Source organism: Rhodoferax sp. (assembly GCF_012927445.1).
In the GTDB taxonomy this organism is placed as follows: domain Bacteria; phylum Pseudomonadota; class Gammaproteobacteria; order Burkholderiales; family Burkholderiaceae_C; genus Rhodoferax.
Window position 1 is genome coordinate 1,067,106 of sequence record NZ_JABBPD010000004.1, and the last position, 24,116, is coordinate 1,091,221.

Genomic DNA, 24,116 nt, shown 5'->3' on the forward strand with positions numbered 1-24,116 from the left:
AAATTAAATTTATCAGGGATAACAACACGCACGGCCTTTTTCTGCACATGGCTGTGCAAAAGACAGGCAACCCGTCATTGTATGCGGGGCCTGCCCGGCCCTGTCGAGACGCCTCAAGCCGATTTTTGGGCGGCCTGGGGACTGCGGAACTGGGCCAGCTGGCCGTCCCAATTTTGGCGTGCAGCCTGGAGATGGCGCGCCTTCACGTGGCCGAAACCCCTAATTTGCTCAGGGATACGGGCCACTTCCAGCGCCACTTGGTAGCGCTCCCGCTGAAGCTCCTGCGGCTGCGCCAAATGCTGGGCGCTGGTCAGCACGCTCAATATTTCGTCCAGACTGGCCCGGTAGTCGGTGATCAAGGCCCGCTCCTGCTGGCGCTCGTCCGTCCGGCCAAAAATATCCAGCGCGGTCCCGCGCAGGCCCTTGAGCCGGGCCAGCACTTTGAAGGCCGTCAACATGACCGGACCAAATTGCTGCTTCTGCAACTCGCCCTTTTCATTTTTCTTGGCCAGCAGGGGCGGTGCCAGGTGGTAGTTGAGCTTGAAGTCGCCTTCAAACATGGCGTTGATTTTGGCGTGGAAGGCGCCGTCGGTGTGCAGGCGCGCCACCTCGTACTCATCCTTGTACGCCATGAGCTTGAACAGGTAGCGGGCGACGGCCTCGGTCAGCGCCAGCTTCTTCTCGCCATTGGACTCCTCCACTGCCCGCACCTTCTGCACGAAAGTTTGGTAGCTTTCAGCGTAGGCGGCATTCTGGTACGCGGTCAAGAACGCAACCCGTTTGGCAATCAGATCCTCCAGTGAGCTGCGTTTGACAAAGGCCACCACCTGCCCCGGGTTGAGCAACTTCTCAAACGCCGCGCCATCGTGCGCCGCGCGGCGACCCCACTCAAAGGCGGTCTTGTTGTTTTCCACCGCGACCGCATTGAGTTCTATGGCCCGGATCAGCGAGGTTTTTTCCAACGGAATCCAGCCTTTTTGCCAGGCGTAGCCGAGCATCATCGGGTTGGTGTAAATGCTGTCGCCCATCAGTTGGGTGGCGGCCGCATCGGCATTAAAAGCGCCGACGGCCTCCAAGCCCACCGCCCGGACGACCTCACTGACGCAAGCTTCGGCCGGGTTGACCCAGTTGGCATTGGTGACAAAAGCCGCCGTTGGCGCGGCGTGCGAGTTGAGCGCCACCTGGGTGCGCCCCGCGCGCATGCGCAGCACCGTGTCCTTGGCGGCCGCCACGATCGGGTCGCAGCCAATGATGAGATCGGCAGCGGCCATGCTGACGCGGGTGGTGCGAAGGGCGTCCTGACGCGCCCCGATCAGCACATGGCTCCAGGTGGCACCGCCCTTTTGCGCCAAACCGCCAGCATCCTGGGTCACGATGCCCTTGCCTTCCAGGTGCGCCGCCACACCCAGTAACTGGCCAATGGTGATGACGCCGGTACCCCCAACGCCCGCCACCACAATGCCCCAAACCTTGCCGTCCACGCCCTCGACGGACGGCAGCACCGGCTCCGGCAACCCGCCCAACTCAAACGGCGAGGGCCCCTGACCTTTGGCCTTTTTCTTGAGCTGGCCGCCTTCCACCGTGACGAAACTCGGGCAGAAGCCCTTGACGCATGAATAGTCCTTGTTGCAGGTGCTCTGGTTGATCTGGCGCTTGCGCCCGAACTCGGTCTCCAGCGGCTCAACGCTCAGGCAATTGGACTGCACACTGCAGTCGCCACAGCCTTCGCACACCAGCTCATTGATCACCACGCGCTTGGCCGGGTCGACCAGGCTGCCCCGCTTGCGCCGGCGGCGTTTCTCGGTGGCACAGGTCTGGTCGTAAATGATGACCGTGGTGCCTTTGATCTCGCGGAACTCGCGCTGGATGCGGTCCAACTCGTCGCGATGGTGCACCGCCACACCATCTACCAGTTTCACGCCCTCGTACTTTTCGGGCTCATCCGTCACGACCACAATTTTGATGGCGCCTTCGGCCTGCAGGCTCTGGGCAATCTGCACCACCGAATGGCCTTCCGGTCGCTCGCCCACCTGCTGGCCACCGGTCATGGCGACCGCGTCGTTGTACAGAATCTTGTAGGTGATGTTGACCCCCGAGGCAATGGTCTGGCGGATCGCCAGCAAGCCACTGTGGAAGTAGGTGCCATCACCCAAGTTGGCAAACATGTGCTGGTCGTGGCTGAACGGCTGCTGGCCGACCCACGGCACGCCCTCGCCGCCCATCTGGGTAAAGCCGACAGTGGCGCGGTCCATCCAGATTGTCATGAAGTGGCAGCCAATGCCGGCCATGGCGCGCGAACCGTCCGGCACCTTGGTGCTGGTGTTGTGCGGGCAGCCCGAACAAAACCACGGTTGCCGTTCGGCCTGGACTTCAATCACCTGCATCGCGCTTTCTTTGGCCGCCAAGATCGCCAGTTGGGCATCAAGGCGGGCGCCGATGTCCGCGCTCACGCCCAGCTTCTTCAAGCGCTGGGCAATGGCGCGGGCAATGATGGCCGGCGACAGGTCGGCATTGGCGCGCAGCAGCGCGTTGGCGGTCGGATTCGGGTTCGACCACTCACCGCCACTGAACTCGCCTTCGCCCTCGTTGAACTTGCCCAGCACATTGGGCCGCACGTCGGCACGCCAGTTGTAGAGTTCTTCTTTCAGCTGGTATTCGATAACCTGGCGCTTTTCTTCAATGACCAGAATTTCCTGCAGCCCGGTGGCGAACTCGCGGGTGAGCTGGGCTTCCAGCGGCCACACCACGCCAACCTTGTGCAGGCGAATGCCCACTTGCTGGCAGGTGGCATCGTCCAGCCCCAAGTCGATCAAGGCCTGGCGCGTGTCGTTGTAGGCCTTGCCCGAGGCAATCAAACCCAGGCGATCATGCGGGCCTTCAATCACGTTGTAGTTCAGGCGGTTGGCCCGGATATAGGCCAGCGCGGCGTACCACTTGTAATGGAACAGACGGGCCTCTTGCTCCAATGCCTGATCGGGCCAGCGAATGTGCAGGCCGCCGGGCGGCATCTCGAAATCGGTCGGAATTTTGATCTGCACCCGGTCCGGGTCGATCATGGCGGTGGCGCTGGATTCGACGATCTCCTGAATTGTCTTCATGCCGGCCCAGACGCCCGAGAAACGGCTCAGGGCAAAGGCGTGAATGCCCAAGTCCAGAATCTCCTGCACCGTGGCCGGAAAGAACACCGGCGTGCCACAGGCCTTGAAAATATGGTCGCTCTGGTGCGCCGCTGTCGAGCTCTTGGAGATGTGGTCGTCCCCGGCCACCGCGATCACGCCGCCCCAGGCGGTGGTGCCCGCCATGTTGGCGTGCTTGAAGACATCGCTGCAACGGTCCACCCCCGGTCCTTTGCCGTACCAGATGCCGAACACGCCATCAAACTTGTTGGAGCCGGGCGGGGCAAAGCCCAATTGCTGCGTGCCCCACAAGGCGGTGGCGGCCAGCTCTTCGTTAACACCCGGCTGAAAAATGATGTTTTGCGCCTTCAGGTATTTTTCCGCCTTGACCAGCGCCTGGTCATAGCCGCCCAGCGGCGAGCCGCGGTAGCCGCTGATGAACCCGGCCGTGTTTTTGCCCAACTGCTGATCGCGCAGGCGTTGCAGCATCGGCAGCTTGACCAGCGCCTGCACGCCACTCATGAAAGCGCGCCCGTAGTTGAGGGAATATTTGTCATCCAGCGTCACGGTTTCAAGCGCTTGGCGGATGTGGTCGGGCAGTGGTGCGTTCATTATGGGTATGTCTCCAGGATGCTGATGTTTGTCACCTTGTGGGCAACCGGATCAAGAACTGCGCGCGGATAGCCGGCAGTCTCTTTTTTAGAAAGAAAGTGTATGCTCGCCACCCAGATATGTCTTTGCTTTCTTTGCCTCGTTTCCGCCAATACAGAAAAGAATCTTGCTGAAAAAATCACTTTAATGGAAACTTTGGACAAATTTGATCTCGCGATCCTGAATGAACTGCAGGCCAACGGGCGCCTGAGCAACGCCGAGTTAGCCTCGCGGGTGGGCCTGAGCGCGGCACCCTGCTGGCGCCGCGTGCGCGCCCTGGAGGAATCGGGCTTCATCAAGGGTTACCGGGCCGAGATCGACCGCCACAAAATCGGCCTCGGCGTATTGGCCTTCGTCCGACTGGACGCTGACCGCAACGCGGGCGACGTGCTGCGCGGCCTGGAAGAGGCAATCCGCGCCATTCCGGAAGTGGTGAGCTGTCACTACATCAGCGGCACCGGCACCTTCGAGTTGCAGGTGGTCAGCCGCGACCTCAACTCGTTCAGCCAGTTCGCCCGCGATGTGCTGATCAACCTGCCAAATGTGAAAGACCTGCACACCAGTTTTTCACTGGGCGAAGTCAAGGCCAGCAGCGCGCTGCCGCTGGGCCATCTCGCAGCGGGGATCGGCGCGGCAGCCGCAACCCAGTCCGCCAGCCCGGCGCCACGCCAGACCAAGACCAAGACCAAGTGAAAAGCGAGCAATGACTAGGAACCGGCACGTCCGCCTCCTACTTACAAGCCTTTCAGGCCTCTAGCCCCCGTTCAACCTGCGCAAGTAGCTATTAATTAGATAGCAGCCGCTTGCCTTCTCCGATCACCGTGACAAAGACGCCCCCCGATCCTTGGTAACTGGACCGACCAACGAAGTGAGGCGGGGGTGGGGCGGAGGACGGGCGCGATTTCGGGGCCGCAGGACCATGAGCGCCCGGCCTCCGCCCCGCCCCCGCCGGCCCAGAACCACAGAAGCCCCAGCCGAAAACGACAAGCCGCAGGTCAGCGCGTCAGTACCTTGCGAATTGTGTCGGCCAACTCTTCGGCCACAAACTTGGCCACATACGCATCCGCGCCCACGCTCTTCACATGGCCTTCATTGGTCGTGCCAGTGAGCGAGGAGTGGATGATGACCGGGATCGTATTGAAGCGGGCATCCTGCTTGATATTGCGCGTCAAGGTGAAGCCATCCATTTCCGGCATTTCCAGGTCGGTCAAGACCAGGGCCACTTTGTCCTGCACCGTTTTACCTTCGGCCACAGCATCGGCCGAGATGGCCTGCAGGCGCTCCCAGGCCTCCTTGCCGGTTTTGGTCATGATGTAAGGCACGTCCATGGCTTTGAGCCCTTGTTCGATCATCAGCCGGGCCACCGCCGAATCGTCCGCCGCCAGGATGACCGTGCCTGGTGGCAGGTGCAGCTTGGGGATGACGGCCGCGTCCATGGCCGCCTGATGCTCCTGCGGAAACACATCGCGCAGGATCTGCTCCACGTCCAGCACCTGGGCCAGACGGGTGTCTTCTGCATTGCCATCCAGCCGGGCAATGCTGGTCACCAGACCACCACCGGTGCCTTCGGCCGACAGCACCTGCTTCCATTCCAGCCGCACGATTTCATTCACTTCTTCCACCGCAAACGCCTGGGTGGTGCGGGCAAACTCGGTGACCAGCAAAATGCCCAGGCCCTTGGTGGGATTGCAGCCCACAATCTTGGGCAGGTTGATCACCGTGATCATTTGCCCCCGGATATTGGCCACCCCCATGACGGCCGGCGGTGCATTGACCATGACGGTGATCTCGGGCATCACCAGAATCTCGCGCACCTTGAACACATTGATGCCAAACAGCTCACGCCGATCCGTGCCCGGTGCCTCACCCAAACGAAACAACAGCAACTCAAACATGCTGTTGCCGGCCAGATTGGTCCGCTCGTCGATATCGCGCATTGCTGTTTTCATGAATTCATTCGTTTTAAGAGGGAGGAGGCAGAAGCGTCTCGATGGTGCATGGTACCGCGCGCCGACTTACTTCGGCCAAAGGACCCAAAGGCGCAGCGGCTGCTTGAGCCGGCCGGCCAGTTCACCGGCGGCAGCGCCCCAACCGGCGAAATAATCGGCGCGCACGCCGCCCACAATCGCACTGCCGGTATCCTGGGCCAGCACCAGTTTTTGCAGCCGGGCGGTCGGGCCATTGGAGGCCAGCCACACCGGGGTGCCGTAGGGAATGCTGCCCGGGTCGACCGCGATGGAGCGGCCCGGCGTCAGCGCCACGCCTTGGGCGCCACGTGGCCCAAAGGCGGCGTCCAGCTCGGACAAAGCTTCTTCCCGGAAAAATACCGTGCGCGGATTGCTCCACAGCATCTCGTTGACGCGGCTCGGGTTCTGCGCCACCCAGGCCTTGATGGCGGGCCATGAGGCATCGCGCACCGCCCCTTGATCAATCAGCCAGCGGCCGACACTTTTATACGGCTGCTCGTTCGAGCCGGCAAACGCCAGCCGCACCGTGGCTTGCGTTCCGTCCGGCTGGGTGAGCCGGATGCGCCCGGAGCCCTGGATTTGCAACACCAGCGCATCAACCGGGTCCGCCAGAAAAGCAATTTCGCGGCCCTTGAGCGCGGCTTGCACCGACGCCAAGGTGTCAATCTCCTGGCGCGTGTACCAGGGTTTGCGCTTGGCCAGCCCCAGGGGCGGCTGGTACAAAGGCACCGAAAAATCAGCACTGGCGACCCGCGAGCCTTCCAGCACCGGCTCAAAATAAGCGGTGAGCAGTCCCTCTGGGCTGCCCGACAAGGCGTCGACGCGGTAGGGTTGCAGCCGCGTCATCAACCAGGCGCGCTGGTCTTGCTCCCCGCCGATGCTCAAACCGCGCACCTCGCGGCACAGCGGCGCAAACACCGGACCCGGCCGCTCGCAACTCTTGACCCAGGCATTCCAGGCTTCATGCAAGGCATCGTCCTCGAACCCGGGCAACTCGGCCCAGCGCACCGCCGTCCAGCGGCTCTTGGCCTTCAAAATGGGGCTGGGCAAGGCGCCGGTGTCGTCCGGCAAACCGCCCTTGGGCACCGCCACCGCGCCGACGGTCGGGCTGCTCTCCGGCGCATAAGGCGGCAAGGGCGCGCTGCCACAGGCCGCCAGCATCCCTACAATCAGGGCCATCAATACGGTACACAGGAGTCGGTTCATGAGTTTGCTCTTACTTGAGGCCGGGGGGGCCTTGCTGCTGCTGCTGCTGATTGTCTGGTGGACCATGTTTTCAGGGCGCAAGCAGGGCGAATTGCCACCCCGCCCTGCCAGCAGCGCCGAGGTCGCAGCAGAGGCAACCACTTCCGTTGAAAAAACCTGACCCAAGCCGACCCCTGGCCAGCCAGCCCCGCGGGGAGACATGGCGCTAAGGGACATGGCGTAGCAAATTTACCAGCTCAACCGCCGATTTCACTTCCATTTTGTCAAACACGCGCGCCCGGTGCACCTCGACCGTTCTGACACTGATGTCCAAGCGGTCGGCAATCAGTTTATTGGGCAAACCCTCGACCACCAGGGCCATGACCTTGCGTTCCCGCTCGGTCAACTCCGCCTGACGCTCCTGCAGCAGCCCGGTTTGCCGCTGCACCTGCAAAAACGCCTGCGATTGCGCCAGTGCCTGCTCGACACGGTCCACCAGGGCATTGTCGGAACAGGGTTTTTCACAAAAATCAAACGCACCATGCTTGACGGCATCCACAGCCGTCGGGACATCGGCGTGCCCGGTCAGGAAAATCACCGGGATCGCCTGCTGCAGTTCCCGCTCAATCATCCAGTCAAACAGCGCCAGGCCACTCAGACCCGGCATCCGCACGTCCAGCAGCAGGCAACTCGGCTGCGTCAGCGCCACGCCGGCCGCCATCTTGTGTTGAAACGCCTCGGCGCTCTCGAACACCTCGCTGGGCAAGCGCCGCGAGCGCAACAGCCACGCCAGTGCTTCACGCACACTGGCGTCATCGTCCACTACAAAAACCATCGCATCAATCAAAGGTCGCATGGGTCGATGTTATGCCACGGCGCGGATCGGCAGGGTGAAGACAAAAACTGTCCCCTGCGGCACATTAGGCTTGAACACCAGCGCGCCGCCGTGCTGCTCCACCACGGTGCGGCACAGACTCAGCCCCAGCCCCATGCCTTCGGCTTTGGTCGTGAAAAAGGGGTTGAACAACTGCAGCTGCACATCCGGCGTGATGCCGCCGCCCATGTCGGCCACCGAGAACTCCAGCCATTGCTTGCGGCCTTCGCCATGCACCCGCCGCACGCTGATGCGCAACACCCGCTCCAGAAAATGTGGCTGATCCATCGACTGCATGGCATTGCGGGCCAGGTTGAGCAAGACCTGCTCCACCATGGTCCGGTCGCAGACGACACACGGCACATCGGGCGCGACCTCGGTCTGCACCACCACCGCTAACTGGCGGGCCTGCAGGTTGATCAGGGGCAAAATCGCCTCCAGCAACTCCTGCGGCGCCACGGCTTCTCGCAGCGTATCCCGGCGGCGCACAAAGTCATGCACGCTCTTGATGACTTTGCCGGCTCGTTCCGCCTGCTCGGCGATGCGCTGCATCGCCAGCGTCAGATCGACGCCGAATTCTTTGGCCGCATCGGGTCCGTCGGCCAGCAAATTGAGCGATCCCGTGGCGTAACTTGAAATGGCGGCCAAAGGCTGGTTCAGCTCGTGGCTTAGCAATGACGCCATCTCGCCCACGGTCGCCAGCCGGGCCGTGGCCTGCAGTCGCTCCTGGCTGGTGCGCGACAACGCCTCCACGCGACGCTGTTCACTGATGTCAAGGAAAGCACTCATCCAGCCGGTCTGCACCCCCTGGGCATTGATCAACGGCGCTTCAATAATCAGCACCGGAAAGCGGGAGCCGTCCTTGCGCATGAACACCGACTCGTAGCCCTCACGCGGCGGCGAGTTGCCGGCCAGACGGATCATCTGGCGCTGCTGGTACTCGTCAACAAACTCGGGCGGCCAATAGGGCGCCGGTATGCTGTGCCCGAGCAGCTCTTCTTCCGGGAACCCCACCATCTGGCAAAAGGCCGGGTTGACATAGGTGATACGGCCTTGCAGATCACGCGCACGCAGGCCCGTCACCAAAGAATCTTCCATCGCTTTGCGGAACGCCAGCGCATCCGCCAGATCGTGCTCGGCTTTGAAGCGCCGGCGCATGTCCTTGGCCAGCAGGACCAGCACCGAGACCAGGGCGATCGACATCGCCGTGACCAGCGCGGTCAGCACATTGGGAAACAGGTCGGGAGAACCGCGCCAGCTGTCCATGCGCAGCACCAGGGAGGTGCCGGGCAAGTCCACCAGTTGCTGGGTGGTAAAGACATGGCTGCCACTGCGCTTGGAGCGGCGCATGGCAAGACGGGTGCCATCGCCCTCGGTGAACGCTATTTCGTTATTGCGCACCGTCGGGTGCTCGGGCAGCGCGTCAAGGACTTCCTGCAGGGCGTAGGTGGCCACCAGATAGCCCGCGGGTTGGCCCGCGCTCTGCAGCGGCAGGCACAATTCCAGCACCTGCACCCCCAAGCCATCAGCGAAGGGCACGAAATAGCTGCTGCTGTACGCCGGACCACTGAAACGGCGTGCCGTGGTACAGGCCAGAAAGACTTCAGACTGCGCATTGGCCCGCCCGATGTGGTCAAACACCGGCATCCGAAACGGCGAATCCACCTGGGTCTTCACCTGCAGGACGTTGTCCCGCCACTCCACGCGCACCAGTTCGCGGTGCTCACGCAACATGGCGGCGGCGTCAATATTCCAGGAATTGGGGGTCGGATCGCTGTATTGCAGCGCCTGCAGGCTCTGCACATTGCGGGTGAAGGCGGCCTGAACGTCCCCTACGGTTTGTTCCGCATCGCGCTCCAGCCGGCCCTGCACCTGGGCGGTCTCGTACACTCCGGCCAACCAGACCAGCATCGCCAGCATCGCCGCCAGCAGCAGCAGCAGCACACTCCACAGGGTTCGCCGATGCAGGGTGGAAGGTGGGCGTTCCTGCTCAAGCCCCGGCTCGGTACTCACGATCCGCGCTGCACTTTGGTGACTTTGGGATCAGCCCAACTGCCATCAATATGGAACTCCTGCGTGGCCGCTTCAATCAGGGGCTTGCGAAAAAACAACTGCGCCAGAAAGGTCCCCACGCCGACCGCCGGGTTGATGACCGAGGCAATCAGCGACGCGGTACCGGCATTGAGTTCGGGCACCACCACCACCTTGAGGTCCTGTGTTTCTTTCGCAAAATTGGCCTGCCCCTCCATCAGCACCGCCGCATTGACGCCCTTCATCTGCAGGTTGTTGGTCTTGGCAATCCCCTGCGCAATCGTGACATCACCGCGCAAAAAGTCAAACGAGAAACCGTCGCTGAAGACGTCCCGGAAATCCAGCGTCAAGCGGCGCGGCAAAGCCTGCAGGCTCAACACCCCCAGCAATTTCGCCAGGCCGGGATCGGCTTTCAAAAACTGACCGTTCTCCACATTGACCGTGAAAGCGCCGGTCATGGACGGGTAGTCCAGGCTGATCGGGGAGCCCATCCAAGCCACTTGCCCTTCCATCTTGCCCTGCCCGCGTCGCACCACGTCCTTCATGCCCAGACGCGACAACAGTTCGCCGCCATCGGTGATGTCGAGCTTGAAGTTCATCACGGTACGCCGACGCACCGGCGCACCGCGGGCTGACGTCACCCCGACCGCAGCCCAGTTGCCGGTGGCCGTCAGCACCGCTTCCGGCGTGATCATGTTGAGCTTGCTGAGCCGCCATTCGCGTGCACCGCCCTCCCGGCCTGCGCCCACGACACTCCGGTTGATGGCCACCACCTCGACTCGGCCAAGGCGCTTGCCGCGCAACTCAAAATCGTCCACCACGATATCAAGCGCCGGAATGCTGGCCGGTTGCTCATCCAGCAGGGACTCGACTTCGCTGGCGGTGCCGGGCCCGATGGTCAGGCGGGCGAGTCGGGCGTAGACGCGACCGGCGCCGGCGTCGGAGGACTGCCGGTATTCCAGGTAGCCATTGAGTTCACGGGCGTCCAGATTGGCCCGCCACAGCAGCCCCTCGCGCGTGCCTCCCACCACCACATTATTGAGTTTGCGGCCGCCAAAGCTCAACTCGCGCGCCCGCACCGCCATGCTGGTGGGCAGATAACCCAGGGGCTCGCTACTCGCCTGGGCGCTGGCGGTTCGCGAACCCGGCGCCACGGCAGGCGCGGCCACCGTCAAGGTCGTCCCCGTGGCCTGCGACAACACGGAACTCCAGGCGTCCAGATCAAAGACGTTCAAGTTGATGTTGGCCAGCACCCCCTCCTCGGGCATGGGGGCCGACTCGGGCGGCGTCAGGCCGACCGCAATACTGCCGCGCAGGACGCGCGGCTCAGGTCCGCTCAGGTCCCGCACATAAGCGATCGAGGCAATCCGCCCCAGCTCCAGCGACAGCTGGTCGCGCACGCGCACCGTCCCGCCCGCTGGGGCGGGCAGCAGGGATTCGCGGGTCAGCGCCGTCTCCAGCCGAAAGGGCAGCGGCGCGTCGGCGCTCTTGTTCAAGGGTGCCGGCAGACTCAGCCCCAGCCCCTGTAGATTGCTGGACACCAGCAACTCCGGTTGGCCGCGGCGAAAGCCCAACACCGCCGTGTAAGCCGCACTGCCACTGGCATGCTGCGCCATGCCCGCCACAAAGCCCAACTCCTTGGCTTGCCGCAAACCTTCAGCCGATGCCGTGCCGCTGGCGCGGATCACCACCGGGCCCAAGGTGTGGCTGCCGGCGGGCGCTGGCTGCGAACCGCCCTCCAGCCGGAGGTCCCCCCCCAGCATGCGCGCCTGACCGGCGGCAATCGAAAACCCGGTTTCCGAGAAGCTCACCACGGCGCGCGCGCGCGTCAACTTGGGTGTGTCTGGCGAGATCTGGAGGTCGTTGTTGCTGAGTGTGACGCTGCCCTGCACCGTTGACTTATCGATGCTGGCAATGGGCAGGAGCAGTTTCAGCTTGTAATCGGCGCTGCCGCTGGCCACCGCCTTGGCCAGCGCCTGCCCGGTCATCCCACCCAGCGGCGAGCCATTGACAATACCCAGCCCCTCATCCAGCGCACCGCGCGCTTCCGCGTTAACGCTCACGACGGCATGCAGCAAATCAGGAATCACTGCTTCCACCTTGCTGACCTGCACGCCAGCCTTGGCCCCCATCCGGGCGCGCGCCCCTTTGACCTGCAGCTGCATGCGGTCAATCACCAGTTCGCCGCTCAGTTGCGTCAGCGCCGGCCAGGGCGGCGCCTCCGGCGGCTGAATGCTGCGGGGCACGAAGGCATAGGTCGCATTCTTCACATCGGCCGAGATCCTGAAGTCACCCAGTTTCGGGTCAACAAAAGGCATGTTGTGCAGATCGCCCTTGACCTTGAACTTGACCCCGCTGGCCGACCCGGCCTGGACGGCGTCGCGCACATAGTCGCGCACCGGCCGCTCAATCAGGGCCGGCAAATAGCGGTGAACGCGTGTGCCGTCGGCCCGGCTCAGGGTGGCCTGCAAATCCAGCACGCCCGGAAACCGCGAGCGGCCGCTGGACTTAAGTGGGTCTGCGGTTTCCCATTTAATCTGCGCCTCGCCGTCGGCATCGGCGTTGCTGAACTTCATGTTGGGCAGCTGCACCGCCAGCCGCTCACCGCTGATTTGCCACTTGGCATCGCTGGAGAATTGCGCCACCGGAATCACCGCCTCATCAAACAAGCCCGGCAGTTCCACGGCACCGTTGGCCAGACTGATGTTGGCCTTGCCGGCGGCTTGGTTGAAGTCGAACTCGATGCTGGCGCCCCGGATGCCGGGCGAACCGGCCAACACGCCCGCGGTCACGGTCGTGGTGGTGGGTGCCGCATACGCGGCCACTTCCAACTGGCTTACATGGCCCTTGACCGCATAGTGACTGAAGGCCCCCATGGGCCCCTGCCAGCTGGCCTGGATCTGCTCCACCAGCCCTTTGGGCGCATAGGCCAGCAGCGCGGTGCGGGCGGCGGGGTCCAGCGGCAGGCTGTTGGCGATTTGGGCCAGGGCGGCCAAATCGAGCTTGTCGGCTTTGAACTCGCCGCGCGCCGCGATCTTGCCTTCGGCGCCGAGGTACATCACGCTGACATTGCCGCCGGGCCAGTGCAAACCATCCCGGGTGTCAAACTGCAGCCCCTGGGTCGAAAACTCAAAGCCGGAGGCCAGCAGTCGCCCCCCCAAGCGGCCCCGCACCGACTGCAACGCCAGCGCTTGCAAGTCCGGGCCGAGCGTGACATTCACCGCCGCCAGCGCCACGTCCGCCACGGCGCCCACCACCTCGCCTTGGCTGACGTCGACCCAGGCGGTGACCGCGCCATTGCCCTGGCGCAGATCAACGCCGACATCGGCATAGCGCCGCAGTTCGGACAGATCCACCCGCGCCAAAGCCGCATACAGCTGGCCGTTCCAATCCTGCCACTGACCCTTGTGGCGCGTCAGCAGCGGCTGCTGAAACCGGCCCACCAGACTGAATCGTTCACCCCACAGCGCGGGCGGCGTGGCGTCCACCCGCATATCGTGGTGGCGGCCCCGGTTGCGCACCACCAGTTCGACCTGATTGAGCGCCAAGGTCGGGGCCGCCCGCAGTTCATCGGTCCACTGAACCGTGCCGTTATGGATGGCAAACTCGATCTGCGAAAAAAACCAGTCGATGGCGCCGCTTTCGGAGTCGGTATTCTTGGAAAAATCGAGCCCTGCCACCACAATTTTTCCGTCCCGTCCGCGCCGGATGCTGAGCTCGGGGCTGTCGATATAAAGTTGCTCGAACCCGAAATGCCAGAGCGAGCGCGGCGACAGTGCGGCCAGCACACGCGGCAGCCGCAGCGCTTCCCGGCCCTGGGCATCAAACAGCTGCACATTGGTGATTTCAAACGACGGAATCAGGCCGTTCGAATTGGCGGCGATGGCGCCAATGCGCACCGGAACCCCCAGTATTTGCGTGGCCCGGGCTTCCAGCTGCGGGCGAAACTCGCTGATTCGCGGCACAATCAGCCAGTGCAAGGCTCCCCAGGCTGCCGCAAAGACAAGCCACGCGGCTAACAAAAAGCCCAGCGCCCAGCGGGCGACGGTTGTCAAGGTTTTCAGCAGGGATGAAGGGGCAGGCGTCACGTCAATCATTGGAACTTGGATATATGACAGGAATTATGACCCGCCCCACATTGTCATCTCACTCGCGCTTTGGACAGCGCGTGCGACGTCGCTACGAGAACCAACTGCACTTATTACCCGCCGGGGTCCCGGATCAGGCGGCCATGGCGCTGACCTTTGAGGCCTTGCAAGCTTTGGGCAACGACACCGGCAGCGCTTTGCGCACCACCCGCCAGCTGGTGCTGGAACGCCTGCTGTGTCTGGACTGCGACGAACAAGCCCCCTTGCGCCAAGTCACCCAGGCCATGACCGACCTGGCGGAGTTCGCCCTGAAGCGGGCCTGCGCGCAAGTCCAGCTGACGCTGGACGAGGCCCACGGCGCGCCTTGCACCCCGGACGGCACCCGCGCCCAACTCTGGATTGTCGGCATGGGCAAACTCGGCGCCCGCGAGTTGAATGTCTCCAGCGACATCGACCTGATCTACGTTTACGACCAGGACGGCGACACCACCGGCGACGCGCAAGGCCGCAGCCGCATTTCCAACCAGGAGTACTTTGCCAAGGCGGTGCGCGCGCTCTACGCCCTGATCGGCGACGTCACCGAGCACGGCTTTGTCTTTCGGGTCGACCTGGCGCTGCGGCCCAACGGCAATTCCGGGCCACCGGCGGTCTCGCTCGGGGCGCTGGAAGAGTACCTGCATGTGCAGGGTCGCGAGTGGGAACGCTTTGCCTGGCTGAAAAGTCGGGTGGTGGCGCGCCTCGGCGCTGGCGACGAAGGCGCGCCTCTGGCGCTGCGCAGTGTGGTGGTGCCGTTCGTGTTCCGCCGCTATCTGGACTACAACGTGTTTGACTCGCTGCGTGTGCTGCACCGGCAAATTCGCGACCATGCCAGCAAACGCAGCACCGGGCGCCCGGAACGCGCCAACGACGTCAAGCTGTCGCGCGGCGGCATCCGCGAAATCGAATTCATCGTGCAACTGCTGCAGGTGGTGCGCGGCGGCCAGTACCCCGAACTCCGGACCCGCCCGACGCTGAGCGCACTGACCCGGCTGACCAAAGCCGGCCTCATGCCGCAAAAAACGGCCGAAGCACTGGCCGAGGCCTACGACTTTTTGCGCCGGGTCGAGCACCGCATTCAGTACCTGGACGATCAGCAAACCCATGTGCTGCCGACGCAGGACCATGACCTGGACTGGATCGCCAGCACCCTGGGCTATGCCAACTCCTGCGAGCTGCTGCACCAGCTCGATGCCCACCGCGAGTTGGTGGCGCAGGAATTTGATGCCCTGCTCGGCGGCGGCGTGGACAAGGAATGCAAAGGCTGCAACGGCGGCAAGCCCGCGGCCGTGCCCGATTTTGACGAATTGCTGGAACAGCTACCGGTCGACTTTCGGGCCCGCGTCGCCACTTGGCGCGAGCACCCCCGGGTGCTGGCCTTGCGCGAAGACTCGCGCGCCCGCCTGATGCGCCTGATTGCCCGCACCGCCCAGTGGGTTGACGAAGGCCGCGCCACGCCGGAAGCGGCTGTGCGCCTGGCCGACTGGATTGAACCCCTGCTGCGGCGGGAAAGCTACCTGGCCCTGCTGCTGGAGCGCCCCAATGTGCATGAACGCCTGCTGCGTTTGCTGGGCGCCGCGCGCTGGCCGGCGCGCTACCTGCTGCTGCACCCGGGCGTGATTGACGAACTGGCCGGTGCCGACATGCTGAATGAACGCTTTGCGGCCAGCGATTTCGAGCGGGAACTCGATCATCGGCGCGCCTCGCTGGCCGGCAGCGGCGAAGACGACGACGAAGCCCTGCTCAACCTGCTGCGCCGCGCCCACCACGCCGAAGTGTTTCGCACGCTGGCGCGCGACGTCGAAGGCAAACTGAGCGTCGAAGAAGTGGCCGACGACCTCAGCTCGCTGGCCGAGGCGGTGTTGCGCGTCACCACCCGCTGGTGCTGGAGCCGCCTGAAAAACAAACACCGCGAAACACCGCAGCTGGCCATCATTGCCTACGGCAAACTGGGCGGCAAGGAACTCGGCTACGGCAGCGATCTGGACATTGTGTTTGTCTACGCCGACGACGACGACCGTGCGCCCGAGATCTATGCCAACCTGGTGCGCAAGCTGATCAACTGGCTGACCGTCAAGACCGGCGAGGGCGACCTGTACGAGATTGACACCGCGCTGCGCCCGAACGGCAACTCCGGCCTGCTGATCACCTCGTTTGACGCTTACGCCAACTACCAGCAACAGCGCGGCTCCAACACCGCCTGGACCTGGGAACACCAGGCCATGACGCGTGCCCGTTTTGTGCTGGGCGACGACACGCTCAAGCAACGCTTTGACGCCATCCGCAAAGCCGTCATCGCGGCGCCGCGCAACGCCGCGGCCCTGAAGACTGAAATCGTCAGCATGCGCAACAAGGTGAGCGCCGCCCACCCGGTCAAGGGCGAACAATTCGACGTCAAGCAAAGCCCGGGCGGCATGATCGATGTGGAATTTGTCATGCAGTACCTGGTGCTGTCCAACGCGGCGCAACACCCCGAGCTGATCGACAACGCCGGCAATATTGCGCTGCTGGAACGCGCCGAGGTGCTCGGGCTGCTGCCGGCCGGCGTCGGCCATGCGGCGGCCAGCGCCTACCGCGAAATGCGGCGAGTGCAGCACCGGGCCCGCCTGAACGAAGAACCGACCCATGTCGCCATGCCCGAATTGCAGGGCCAGCGCGAGGCCGTGCTGGTGCTGTGGCAAACCGTCTTTGGCGATATTCAGAGCACCCCATGAACCGTTTCAAACTCAAACCACTTGCTATTGTTCTAATAGCTGCTTGCGTAATAGCGGCGGGGGCTATCGCCCTATTTACCTCAAGGTCTGGCAGCACAGGCAAGCCGGCGGCCGCGCAGGCGCAAGCCAAACCGGCGCTCACCGTGACCACCACGCAGGCGCAACGCAGCGCGCTGCCGATCCGGCTAACGGCCAACGGCAACATTGCCGCCTGGCAGGAAGCCAGCGTCGGCGCCGAGAGCAGCGGCCTGCGCCTGGCCGAGGTGCTGGTCAATGTCGGTGACGTGGTGCAGCGCGGCCAGCTGCTGGCCCGCTTTGCCATGGAAAGCATCCAGGCCGACGTGGCGCAAGCCCGCGCCGGGGTCAATGAAGCCAGCGCCAGCGCGCTGGAAGCCACCGCCAACGCCGACCGCGTGCGCACCTTGCAAGGCACCGGCACCTTCAGCGGCCAGCAGATCAACCAGTACCTGACCGCCGAGCAGACGGCACGGGCGCGGGTCGAATCGGCCAAGGCCGCCTTGGCGGCGCAAGCGTTGCGGCTCAAATACACCGAGGTGCGGGCGCCCGACAGCGGCGTCATCTCGGCCCGCAGCGCCACGGTAGGCGCTGTGGTCGCCAACGGCACCGAATTGTTTCGGCTGATTCGCCAGGGCCGGCTGGAATGGCGGGCAGAAGTCACCTCCACCGAGTTGAGCCACATGCTGCCGGGGACCCAGGCGACCGTGACTTCCGCCAGCGGCGCGCAGCGCACCGGCCGCGTCCGGATGGTGGCACCGACGGTGGACCCGCAAACCCGCTCCGGCCTGGTTTATGTGGACCTGCCGAACGACCCCAAGGGGGACAACCCGGCCGGCTTCAAGGCCGGCATGTTTGCCCGTGGCGAGTTTGCACTGGGCAACTCGCAAGCGCTGACGGTGCCGCAGCAGGCGGTCGTGGTGCGCGATGGCTTCAACTACGCGTTTCGTCTGAATACCGACCAGCGCGTCAGCCAGATCAAGCTGCAGATCGGGCGCCGGGTCGGTGACCGGGTCGAGGTGCTGGACGGCCTCAGCGCCGACGCCGTGCTGGTGGCCAGCGGCGCCGGTTTTCTGAACGATGGCGATCTGGTCAAAGTGGTGTCCGCGCCGGCGGCCGCCCCGACTTCAGCATCAAATCAGCCGCTAGCCCCCGTAAAACCTGCACAAGCAGCTACGAAATAAGGAGCAGTCATGAACTTCTCCTCACTGTCGATCAAGAACCCGGTGCCGGCCATCATGCTGTTTGTGCTGCTGTCGCTGGCCGGCATTCTGTCGTTTCGCGCCAGCGTGGTGCAGGACTTTCCCGACATCGAACTGCCGATCGTCACGGTCAGCGCCACCCTGTCCGGCGCCGCCCCGGCGCAGCTGGAAACCGAAGTGGCGCGCAAGCTGGAAGACTCGGTCGCCACGCTGCAGGGCGTGAAGAACATCTACACCAAGGTGCTGGACGGCAGCGTGCAGGTCACCGTTGAATTCATCCTGGAAAAACCGATTGCCGAGGCGGTGAACGACGTGCGCGACGCCGTCGCCCGCGTGCGCGCCGACTTGCCGGCCGACGTGCGCGATCCGTCGGTGACCAAAGCCTCCACCGCCGGGCGGGTGGTGCTGACCTTCACCGCCGCCGCGGCCGCCGGGGCCGGCGCAGGGGCCAACCACGCCAGCCAGCTCGACGCCCAGGCGCTGAGCTGGTTTGTCGACAACACCGTCGCCAAGCGCTTGCTCAGCGTGCCGGGCGTCGGTGCCGTCAAACGCATGGGCGGGGTCGACCGCGAAATCCGCGTCGAGCTGGATGCGGCCAAAATGGCGGCGCTGAATGTGGCCGCCGTTGATGTCTCGCGCCGGCTCAAGCTGGTGCAACAGGAGGCGCCCGGTGGCCGTGGCGATGTCAGTGGCGCCGAACAATCGGTGCGCACCATTGCCACCGTCAAGACGGCGGCGGAACTGGCGCAGCTGGACATTCCGCTGGCCGACGGCCGCCATATTCGACTGGACCAGGTCGCCATGGTGCTGGACACCGTGGCCGAGCCGCGTGCGGTGGCGACGCAGAATGGCCGCACCGTGGTCGGCTTCGAGGTCTTCCGCACCAAAGGCGCCAGCGAAGTCGAAGTGGCCAAAGGCGTGCGCGCCGCCGTGGCGGAGTTGCAGACCAACAACCCGACCATCGCCCTGCAGCTGGTCATCGACAACGCCGCCCCGGTGGCGGAAAACTTCCAGGGCTCGATGGAGCTGCTGTTTGAGGGGGCGCTGCTGGCCATTCTGGTGGTGTGGTGGTTCTTGCGCGACTGGCGCGCCACGCTGGTGTCGGCCGCCGCCCTGCCGCTGTCGGTGATTCCGACGTTTTTGGGTCTGCAATACTTTGGCTACACGCTCAACACCGTGACCTTGCTGTCGCTGGCGCTGGTGGTCGGCGTGCTGGTGGACGATGCGATTGTCGAGATCGAAAACATCGAGCGCCACCTGCGCATGGGCAAGTCGCCCTACCAGGCCGCCATGGAAGCGGCGGACGAAATCGGCATGGCGGTGATTGCCACCACCTTTGCGCTGGTGGCGGTGTTCTTGCCGACCGCCTTCATGGGCGGCGTGCCCGGCCTGTTTTTCAAGCAGTTTGGCTGGACCGCGGTGCTGGCGATTCTGGCCTCGCTGCTGGTGGCGCGGCTGCTCACGCCGATGATGGCGGCCTACATTTTGAAGCCGCACAAAAACGCGGCGCACACCGACCCCAGCGCCGCCTACCACGAGGCGCCGGACGGCTGGCTGATGAGCCGCTATATGCGCACCATGCGCTGGTGCCTGAGCCACCGCGGCCTCACCCTGCTCGGCGCCGCGCTCTTCTTCATCGGCTCCATCGCGCTGGTGCCCTTGCTGCCCACCGGCTTTGTGCCGGCGGCGGACCGGGGCCAGACGCAGATCAACATCGAGTTGCCGCCCGGCAGCACGCTGACCGAGACCCGCGCCGTGGCCGAGCAGGTCCGCGTCGCCGCCATGACGGTGCCGCACATCCAAGGCATCTTCAGCTCGATTGGCGGCGGCTCCAGCGGCGATGCCTTTGCCCCCGGCGCCGCGGCCGAAGCACGCCGTGCCGTGTTGACGCTGACCACCAGCCACCGCAACGACCGGGCCATTTCGATGGCCGGTATCGAGTCGCAACTGCGGCACACCATGGCTGACATTGCCGGTGCCCGCTTCACCGTGGGGCCGCCTGATTCGGGCGTCAAGATGCAGCTGGTGTTGAAAAGCGATGACCCGGTCGCCCTGCTGGCCAGCGCGCAAAGCGTCGTGCGCGAACTGCGCACGCTGCGGGGCGTCGGCAACGTCAGCTCCAGTGCCTCGCTGGTGCGGCCCGAGATCATCGTGCGGCCGGACTCGGCGCGCGCCGCCGACTTGGGCGTGACGGCGGCCAGCATTGGCGAGACCGTGCGCGTCGCCACCGCCGGCGACTACGACACCAGCCTGCCCAAGCTCAACCTGTCGGAACGCCAGGTGCCGATTCGCGTCAAGCTGCCGGATGCCGTGCGCGCCGATCTGGCCGCACTGGAACGCCTGACCGTGCCGGGCAAAAACGGCCCGGTGCTGCTCGGCAATGTCGCCAGCCTCACCATGGAGAGCGGCCCGGCCCAGATTGACCGGCTCAACCGCAGTCGCAACGTGACGCTCGATGTCGAACTCGGCAGCCGCCAGCTCGGCGACCTGAACGCCGAAGCGCGCGCCCTGCCCAGCATGCAGAGCCTGCCGCCCGGCGTCAAGATTGCCGAGCTCGGTGACGCGCAGGAAATGCAGGCGCTGTTCGCCAGCTTTGGCATTGCCATGCTGATCGGCGTGCTGTGCATTTACGGCGTGCTGGTGCTGCTGTTCAAGGACTTCATGCAGCCGGTCACGATTCTGGCGGCGCTGCCCTTGAGCATGGGCGGCGCCTTTGTCGCCCTGCTGCTGACCGGGCGGGCGCTGTCGATGCCGTCGATGATCGGCCTCATCATGCTGATGGGCATCGTCACCAAGAACTCGATTCTGCTGGTGGACTACGCGATTCTGGCGCGGCAGGGCCACAAGGCCAGCGACGGCCAGCCGGCCGTGCCTGGCATGAACCGCTTCGACGCGCTGGTCGACGCCTGCCACAAACGCAGTCGCCCGATCCTGATGACCACCATCGCCATGGGCGCCGGCATGCTGCCGCTCGCCTTGGGCTGGGGCGCCGACCCGAGCTTTCGCTCACCGATGGCGATTGCCGTGATTGGCGGCCTCATCACCTCCACGCTGCTGAGTCTGCTGGTGGTGCCGGCGGTGTTCACCTACATTGATGATCTGGAACATTTACTCAAGCGCGGCATGGCGCGGTTGCGGCGTCCGGCACCGGTTGTACCAGCTGGTAATGCGGGCTCAGAGCAACCGTTTCTCCGATGATCAGCAAGCCCGGTCGCGGTCCATAAGCGGGCGCGCACTGCACCAGTGATTGCAGTTCCATGGCCAGCACCGATTGACTGGCGTGGGTGCCGTCTTGCACCACGGCCGCCGGCGTTGAAGCGGGCAGGCCGTGCGCAATCAAACGCTGGGCAATCTGGGCCAGCCGCTCCACCCCCATGTAGAAAATGCGCGTTTGCCGGGGCTGGGCCAGGGCGCGCCAATCCGGCTCCCGGCTTTCATCCGCCAGATGGCCGGACAAGAACACACAGCTGCTGGCCATATTCCGGTGGGTCAGGGGAATGCCGGCGGCAGCAGAACAGCCGGTGGCGGCCGTCACGCCGGGAATCACTTCACAGGGGATGTGCGCCGCCGCCAGCGCCTGCACCTCTTCACCGCCACGACCAAAGACGAAGGGGTCGCCGCCTTTGAGCCGGACCACGCGCTTGCCCAGACGCGCCTGCTGAATCAGCAGGTCCTCGATATTTTTTTGTGCGACCGCGTGATTGCGCGCGGCCTTGCCGACATAGATACGTTGCACACCCGCAGGGATCAAGGCCATGATGTCGTCGCCAATTAACCGGTCATGGACCACCACCTCGGCACGCTGAATACGGTTCAGGGCGCGCAACGTCAGCAGGTCCACCGCACCGGGACCGGCGCCGACCAGCGACACCATGCCGGGGTGAACGATCGGGTTAATCATGCTGAGCGCTTTCAGGACCACGATGAAACACCAGGTCATCGACGCTCTGTCCGCCGACCAGATGTTCCTGAATGATGCGGTCCATGTTGAGTGACGTGACGTTGTAGTACCAGATGCCATCCGGTTGCACGCACATGACCGGTCCGCCCTTGCAGGCGGCAAAGCAACTCACGCGGCTGCGTTTGACGCGCATCTCCCCGTCATGCAGTCCGGCCGCCTTGAACTTGTCACCCAGACTGTCAAACAGCGCTTGCGCAGCGCCGTCTTGCGTGCAGCGGGGGCCGGTACAAATGAGCAGGTGGCGTTTGTAATTACCGATCTTCGGTTTTTCGATTTCGATCATTCTTCGGACTCGTCCGCCGTGACGGCATCATCTTCTACCGGCGCGCTCAACACCATTTCGATGTAGTCCACGGGCAAGTTGTGGCGAATTGCAAGCTCGGCACTGCTCTGGCCTTCTGCATTGTCAGCACGCAGGTTTTCGGTCCAGCCGAGCAGGCCGGTAGACAGCGAACGCCCGCGTTTTTCGCCTTCACGCGTGCTGCCGTCGCCGTGCAGTTCGTACTTGTTGGCATAGCCGCGTGGCGTAATCATCAAGCCATCACGCACAAAGGTGTGGCTGTTGCCAATCAGCACCGTGCTCAGCATGCCGATGTCGCACTCGCTCATTTTGTCCAGCGTGGTGAACTCAATGTTCTGGCGGCGCCGGTAAGCCGACTTGACCACCACCACCGGGGTGTCCGGGCGGCGATGGCGCAAAAACAACTGCTGCGCTTGCACGATCTGCTGGGTGCGCCGACCACTCTTGGGGTTGTACAGCGCGACCACAAAATCAGCGGCAGCCACGGCGTCAAGACGACGCGCAATCACCGGCCAGGGTGTCAGCAGGTCGGACAAAGAGATGGAGCAAAAATCGTGCGTCAGCGGTGCCCCTACCAGCGAGGCGCAGGCGTTGATGGCCGAAGCACCGGGAATCACCTCCACTTCGACGTCAGTCTCTGGCGTCCAACCCGCCTGGAACAGCACCTCGTAGGTCGGCCCGGCCATGCCATACACGCCAGCGTCGCCGCTTGAGATCAGCGCCACCTTCTTGCCCTCACGGGCCCGTTCCAGCGCATGGACGGCGCGATCGAGCTCCTCGGTCATGCCCTTGCGAATGACTTCCTTGCCTTCGAGCAAGTCCGCCACCAGCTTGATGTAGGTGACGTAACCCACCACCACGTCGGCTTCCGCAATCGCCTCGCAGGCACGGTGGGTCATGTGGGAATAGTGGCCGGGGCCGATGCCCACCAGCATGATTTTTCCGCTGCTCATGATGCAGTTCCTTCCAGGCGTGTGGCAGGTGCCACAGGATTCAACAAAGGGCTTAGCCAGCGGGCCACGGCCAACGCAGACAAAGTACCCAACAACAGCCATTGCAGGGCGCTGGCGACAGCGGTTGCAACAACAAAACGCGCAACCAGCTGCTGCATTTGCAACGCAACGTCAGCCTCCATTCCCGCAAAAGAACTGCCCGCATGTTGCGGCGCTCCGATGGCAAAAGGCAGCACCAGCAGGCCCAGACCCAGCACCCGCCATTTGGCTTGTACCAGACACAGCATGGCCAGCCCTCCCGCACCGCAGGCGACGGTCAGGGTCCACCACACCTGGCGCGCCTGCAAAGCAGCAGCCTGCATGCCCGGCAGCTCGGGGGGCTGCCCCAGCGCAGGTAACGCAAACAGACAAACCCAGCCCGCCGCCCCCCACAGCAAACCATAGCGCACGGATGCGCCGTAGCCTTTGTGCAGCGCCAGGGGTTGGCCCGCTCGCTGGCGGTTCCAGAAGGCCAGCAAAGGCATCAGCAGCAATGCCGAGCCAATGGCATTGAGCACATTGGCCAGCACGGTGTAGGCGGTGCGTTCCAGTCCGTCTTGCGGCGCCCAGGCTTGCGGCCCGTGGCTGTGTGCGGCGCCATCGGCGTGCGCATGCTCAGCACCCTGCGGGACAGCCGATTCTTCAAACACCTCGGCCGCCAGAATCAACGGCACCACCTGCCAGCGCTGGACGGCGCTGTCAAAAATTCCCGTCAGCAAGCCTACAAACAAGGCGCACAAAAATAACCGTCGAAACAACATGGGTGTGGTCTGTCTCAATGGCAAGGGCGGCCAGTGGCATGGCGCACGTCGTGGGCGGCGTTGTGGGCCACCGAGGCTTCGCTAAAGCCGACGGCGTACAGCATGACCAAGCCAAGCAGCAGCGCAGCGCCAAGTTGGGCCAACATCGAAATAGCGGCTGTGGTGGTTGGGGTGATGGTGATAGAGGGTGTAGAAATGTTCATAGAGACTCCTTGGGTTAAA

Annotated in this window: 16 protein-coding genes; 5 read left to right on the plus strand and 11 right to left on the minus strand. The window is 64.0% G+C overall.

Annotation, left to right across the window (positions count from 1 at the left end; genetic code table 11):
* Positions 1–113: 113 nt before the first annotated feature.
* The gene (locus HHJ17_RS10690; RefSeq protein WP_296505731.1) at positions 114–3,728 is read right to left on the minus strand and encodes an indolepyruvate ferredoxin oxidoreductase family protein; all 3,615 of its coding nucleotides are present in this window, start codon (positions 3,726–3,728) and stop codon (positions 114–116) included.
* Between the two features lie 186 nt (positions 3,729–3,914).
* On the opposite strand from HHJ17_RS10690, the gene HHJ17_RS10695 reads away from it, so the two are divergent.
* Positions 3,915–4,460, plus strand: a complete 546-nt coding sequence (locus HHJ17_RS10695; RefSeq protein WP_296499345.1) for an Lrp/AsnC family transcriptional regulator — start codon at positions 3,915–3,917, stop codon at positions 4,458–4,460.
* A gap of 302 nt (positions 4,461–4,762) precedes the next feature.
* On the opposite strand, the gene HHJ17_RS10700 is transcribed toward HHJ17_RS10695, so the two are convergent.
* A complete protein-coding gene (locus HHJ17_RS10700) occupies positions 4,763–5,716 on the minus strand; it encodes a chemotaxis protein (protein WP_296499343.1) in 954 nt (317 codons plus the stop codon).
* Between the two features lie 66 nt (positions 5,717–5,782).
* Positions 5,783–7,006: an MltA domain-containing protein gene (locus HHJ17_RS10705; protein WP_296499341.1), complete on the minus strand. Its 1,224-nt coding sequence runs from the start codon at positions 7,004–7,006 to the stop codon at positions 5,783–5,785.
* Here HHJ17_RS10705 and HHJ17_RS10710 point away from each other — a divergent pair.
* Positions 6,939–7,100: a hypothetical protein gene (locus HHJ17_RS10710; RefSeq protein ID WP_296499339.1), complete on the plus strand. Its 162-nt coding sequence runs from the start codon at positions 6,939–6,941 to the stop codon at positions 7,098–7,100. The genes HHJ17_RS10705 and HHJ17_RS10710 overlap by 68 nt on opposite strands.
* Before the next feature lie 45 nt (positions 7,101–7,145).
* Here HHJ17_RS10710 and HHJ17_RS10715 read toward each other — a convergent pair whose 3' ends face one another.
* From HHJ17_RS10715 to HHJ17_RS10725, 3 genes are read right to left on the minus strand one after another with little or no spacing between them, the layout of a single operon-like run.
* On the minus strand, positions 7,146–7,775 hold the full coding sequence (locus HHJ17_RS10715) for a response regulator (protein ID WP_296499337.1): 630 nt from the start codon (positions 7,773–7,775) through the stop codon (positions 7,146–7,148).
* Between the two features lie 9 nt (positions 7,776–7,784).
* Entirely contained in the window at positions 7,785–9,806 is a 2,022-nt protein-coding gene (locus HHJ17_RS10720) for a nitrogen regulation protein NR(II) (protein ID WP_296499335.1), read from the minus strand.
* The gene (locus HHJ17_RS10725; RefSeq protein WP_296505732.1) at positions 9,803–13,921 is read right to left on the minus strand and encodes a YhdP family protein; all 4,119 of its coding nucleotides are present in this window, start codon (positions 13,919–13,921) and stop codon (positions 9,803–9,805) included. The genes HHJ17_RS10720 and HHJ17_RS10725 overlap by 4 nt, the downstream gene beginning before the upstream one ends.
* A 26-nt stretch (positions 13,922–13,947) precedes the next feature.
* Between HHJ17_RS10725 and glnE the strand changes: the two genes are divergently transcribed.
* Genes glnE through HHJ17_RS10740 form a run of 3 tightly spaced genes read left to right on the plus strand, consistent with a single transcriptional unit; the run spans position 13,948 to position 21,077 of the window.
* Complete coding sequence (glnE, locus tag HHJ17_RS10730; protein ID WP_296499333.1) at positions 13,948–16,662, plus strand: bifunctional [glutamate--ammonia ligase]-adenylyl-L-tyrosine phosphorylase/[glutamate--ammonia-ligase] adenylyltransferase; 2,715 nt, start codon at positions 13,948–13,950, stop codon at positions 16,660–16,662.
* Positions 16,659–17,861, plus strand: coding sequence for an efflux RND transporter periplasmic adaptor subunit (locus tag HHJ17_RS10735; protein WP_296499332.1), 1,203 nt, complete (start codon positions 16,659–16,661; stop codon positions 17,859–17,861). Before glnE ends, HHJ17_RS10735 begins: the two co-directional genes overlap by 4 nt.
* 9 nt (positions 17,862–17,870) lie before the next feature.
* Positions 17,871–21,077 carry an efflux RND transporter permease subunit gene (locus tag HHJ17_RS10740; RefSeq protein ID WP_296505733.1) on the plus strand — a complete coding sequence of 1,069 codons (3,207 nt, stop codon included), beginning with the start codon at positions 17,871–17,873 and terminating at the stop codon, positions 21,075–21,077.
* Here HHJ17_RS10740 and cobA read toward each other — a convergent pair.
* The 5 genes from cobA to HHJ17_RS10765 are packed head-to-tail and all read right to left on the minus strand — an operon-like array spanning position 20,992 to position 24,097.
* Complete coding sequence (gene cobA, locus HHJ17_RS10745) at positions 20,992–21,819, minus strand: uroporphyrinogen-III C-methyltransferase (protein WP_296499330.1); 828 nt, start codon at positions 21,817–21,819, stop codon at positions 20,992–20,994. The genes HHJ17_RS10740 and cobA overlap by 86 nt on opposite strands.
* Positions 21,773–22,123 carry an NAD(P)H-dependent oxidoreductase subunit E gene (locus HHJ17_RS10750; protein ID WP_296499326.1) on the minus strand — a complete coding sequence of 117 codons (351 nt, stop codon included), beginning with the start codon at positions 22,121–22,123 and terminating at the stop codon, positions 21,773–21,775. Before HHJ17_RS10750 ends, cobA begins: the two co-directional genes overlap by 47 nt.
* Complete coding sequence (gene cobJ, locus HHJ17_RS10755; protein WP_296499323.1) at positions 22,120–23,094, minus strand: precorrin-3B C(17)-methyltransferase; 975 nt, start codon at positions 23,092–23,094, stop codon at positions 22,120–22,122. The genes HHJ17_RS10750 and cobJ overlap by 4 nt, the downstream gene beginning before the upstream one ends.
* Positions 23,091–23,894: a CbtA family protein gene (locus HHJ17_RS10760; RefSeq protein WP_296499321.1), complete on the minus strand. Its 804-nt coding sequence runs from the start codon at positions 23,892–23,894 to the stop codon at positions 23,091–23,093. The genes cobJ and HHJ17_RS10760 overlap by 4 nt, the downstream gene beginning before the upstream one ends.
* Positions 23,895–23,908: 14 nt before the next feature.
* Complete coding sequence (locus tag HHJ17_RS10765) at positions 23,909–24,097, minus strand: CbtB domain-containing protein (RefSeq protein WP_296499291.1); 189 nt, start codon at positions 24,095–24,097, stop codon at positions 23,909–23,911.
* Positions 24,098–24,116: the final 19 nt, after the last annotated feature.

What these genes read in the sequence shown, in the direction of transcription:
- HHJ17_RS10760 (WP_296499321.1), bottom strand. Translation starts at nt 23,894, where the DNA reads ATGTTGTTTCGACGGTTATTTTTGTGCGCCTTGTTTGTAGGCTTGCTG.
- HHJ17_RS10750 (WP_296499326.1), bottom strand. Translation starts at nt 22,123, where the DNA reads ATGATCGAAATCGAAAAACCGAAGATCGGTAATTACAAACGCCACCTG.
- HHJ17_RS10735 (WP_296499332.1), top strand. Translation starts at nt 16,659, where the DNA reads ATGAACCGTTTCAAACTCAAACCACTTGCTATTGTTCTAATAGCTGCT.
- HHJ17_RS10695 (WP_296499345.1), top strand. Translation starts at nt 3,915, where the DNA reads ATGGAAACTTTGGACAAATTTGATCTCGCGATCCTGAATGAACTGCAG.
- HHJ17_RS10700 (WP_296499343.1), bottom strand. Translation starts at nt 5,716, where the DNA reads ATGAAAACAGCAATGCGCGATATCGACGAGCGGACCAATCTGGCCGGC.
- HHJ17_RS10765 (WP_296499291.1), bottom strand. Translation starts at nt 24,097, where the DNA reads ATGAACATTTCTACACCCTCTATCACCATCACCCCAACCACCACAGCC.
- HHJ17_RS10705 (WP_296499341.1), bottom strand. Translation starts at nt 7,006, where the DNA reads ATGGTCCACCAGACAATCAGCAGCAGCAGCAGCAAGGCCCCCCCGGCC.
- HHJ17_RS10725 (WP_296505732.1), bottom strand. Translation starts at nt 13,921, where the DNA reads ATGATTGACGTGACGCCTGCCCCTTCATCCCTGCTGAAAACCTTGACA.
- HHJ17_RS10740 (WP_296505733.1), top strand. Translation starts at nt 17,871, where the DNA reads ATGAACTTCTCCTCACTGTCGATCAAGAACCCGGTGCCGGCCATCATG.
- HHJ17_RS10690 (WP_296505731.1), bottom strand. Translation starts at nt 3,728, where the DNA reads ATGAACGCACCACTGCCCGACCACATCCGCCAAGCGCTTGAAACCGTG.
- glnE (WP_296499333.1), top strand. Translation starts at nt 13,948, where the DNA reads ATGACCCGCCCCACATTGTCATCTCACTCGCGCTTTGGACAGCGCGTG.
- cobJ (WP_296499323.1), bottom strand. Translation starts at nt 23,094, where the DNA reads ATGAGCAGCGGAAAAATCATGCTGGTGGGCATCGGCCCCGGCCACTAT.
- cobA (WP_296499330.1), bottom strand. Translation starts at nt 21,819, where the DNA reads ATGACCTGGTGTTTCATCGTGGTCCTGAAAGCGCTCAGCATGATTAAC.
- HHJ17_RS10710 (WP_296499339.1), top strand. Translation starts at nt 6,939, where the DNA reads ATGAGTTTGCTCTTACTTGAGGCCGGGGGGGCCTTGCTGCTGCTGCTG.
- HHJ17_RS10715 (WP_296499337.1), bottom strand. Translation starts at nt 7,775, where the DNA reads ATGCGACCTTTGATTGATGCGATGGTTTTTGTAGTGGACGATGACGCC.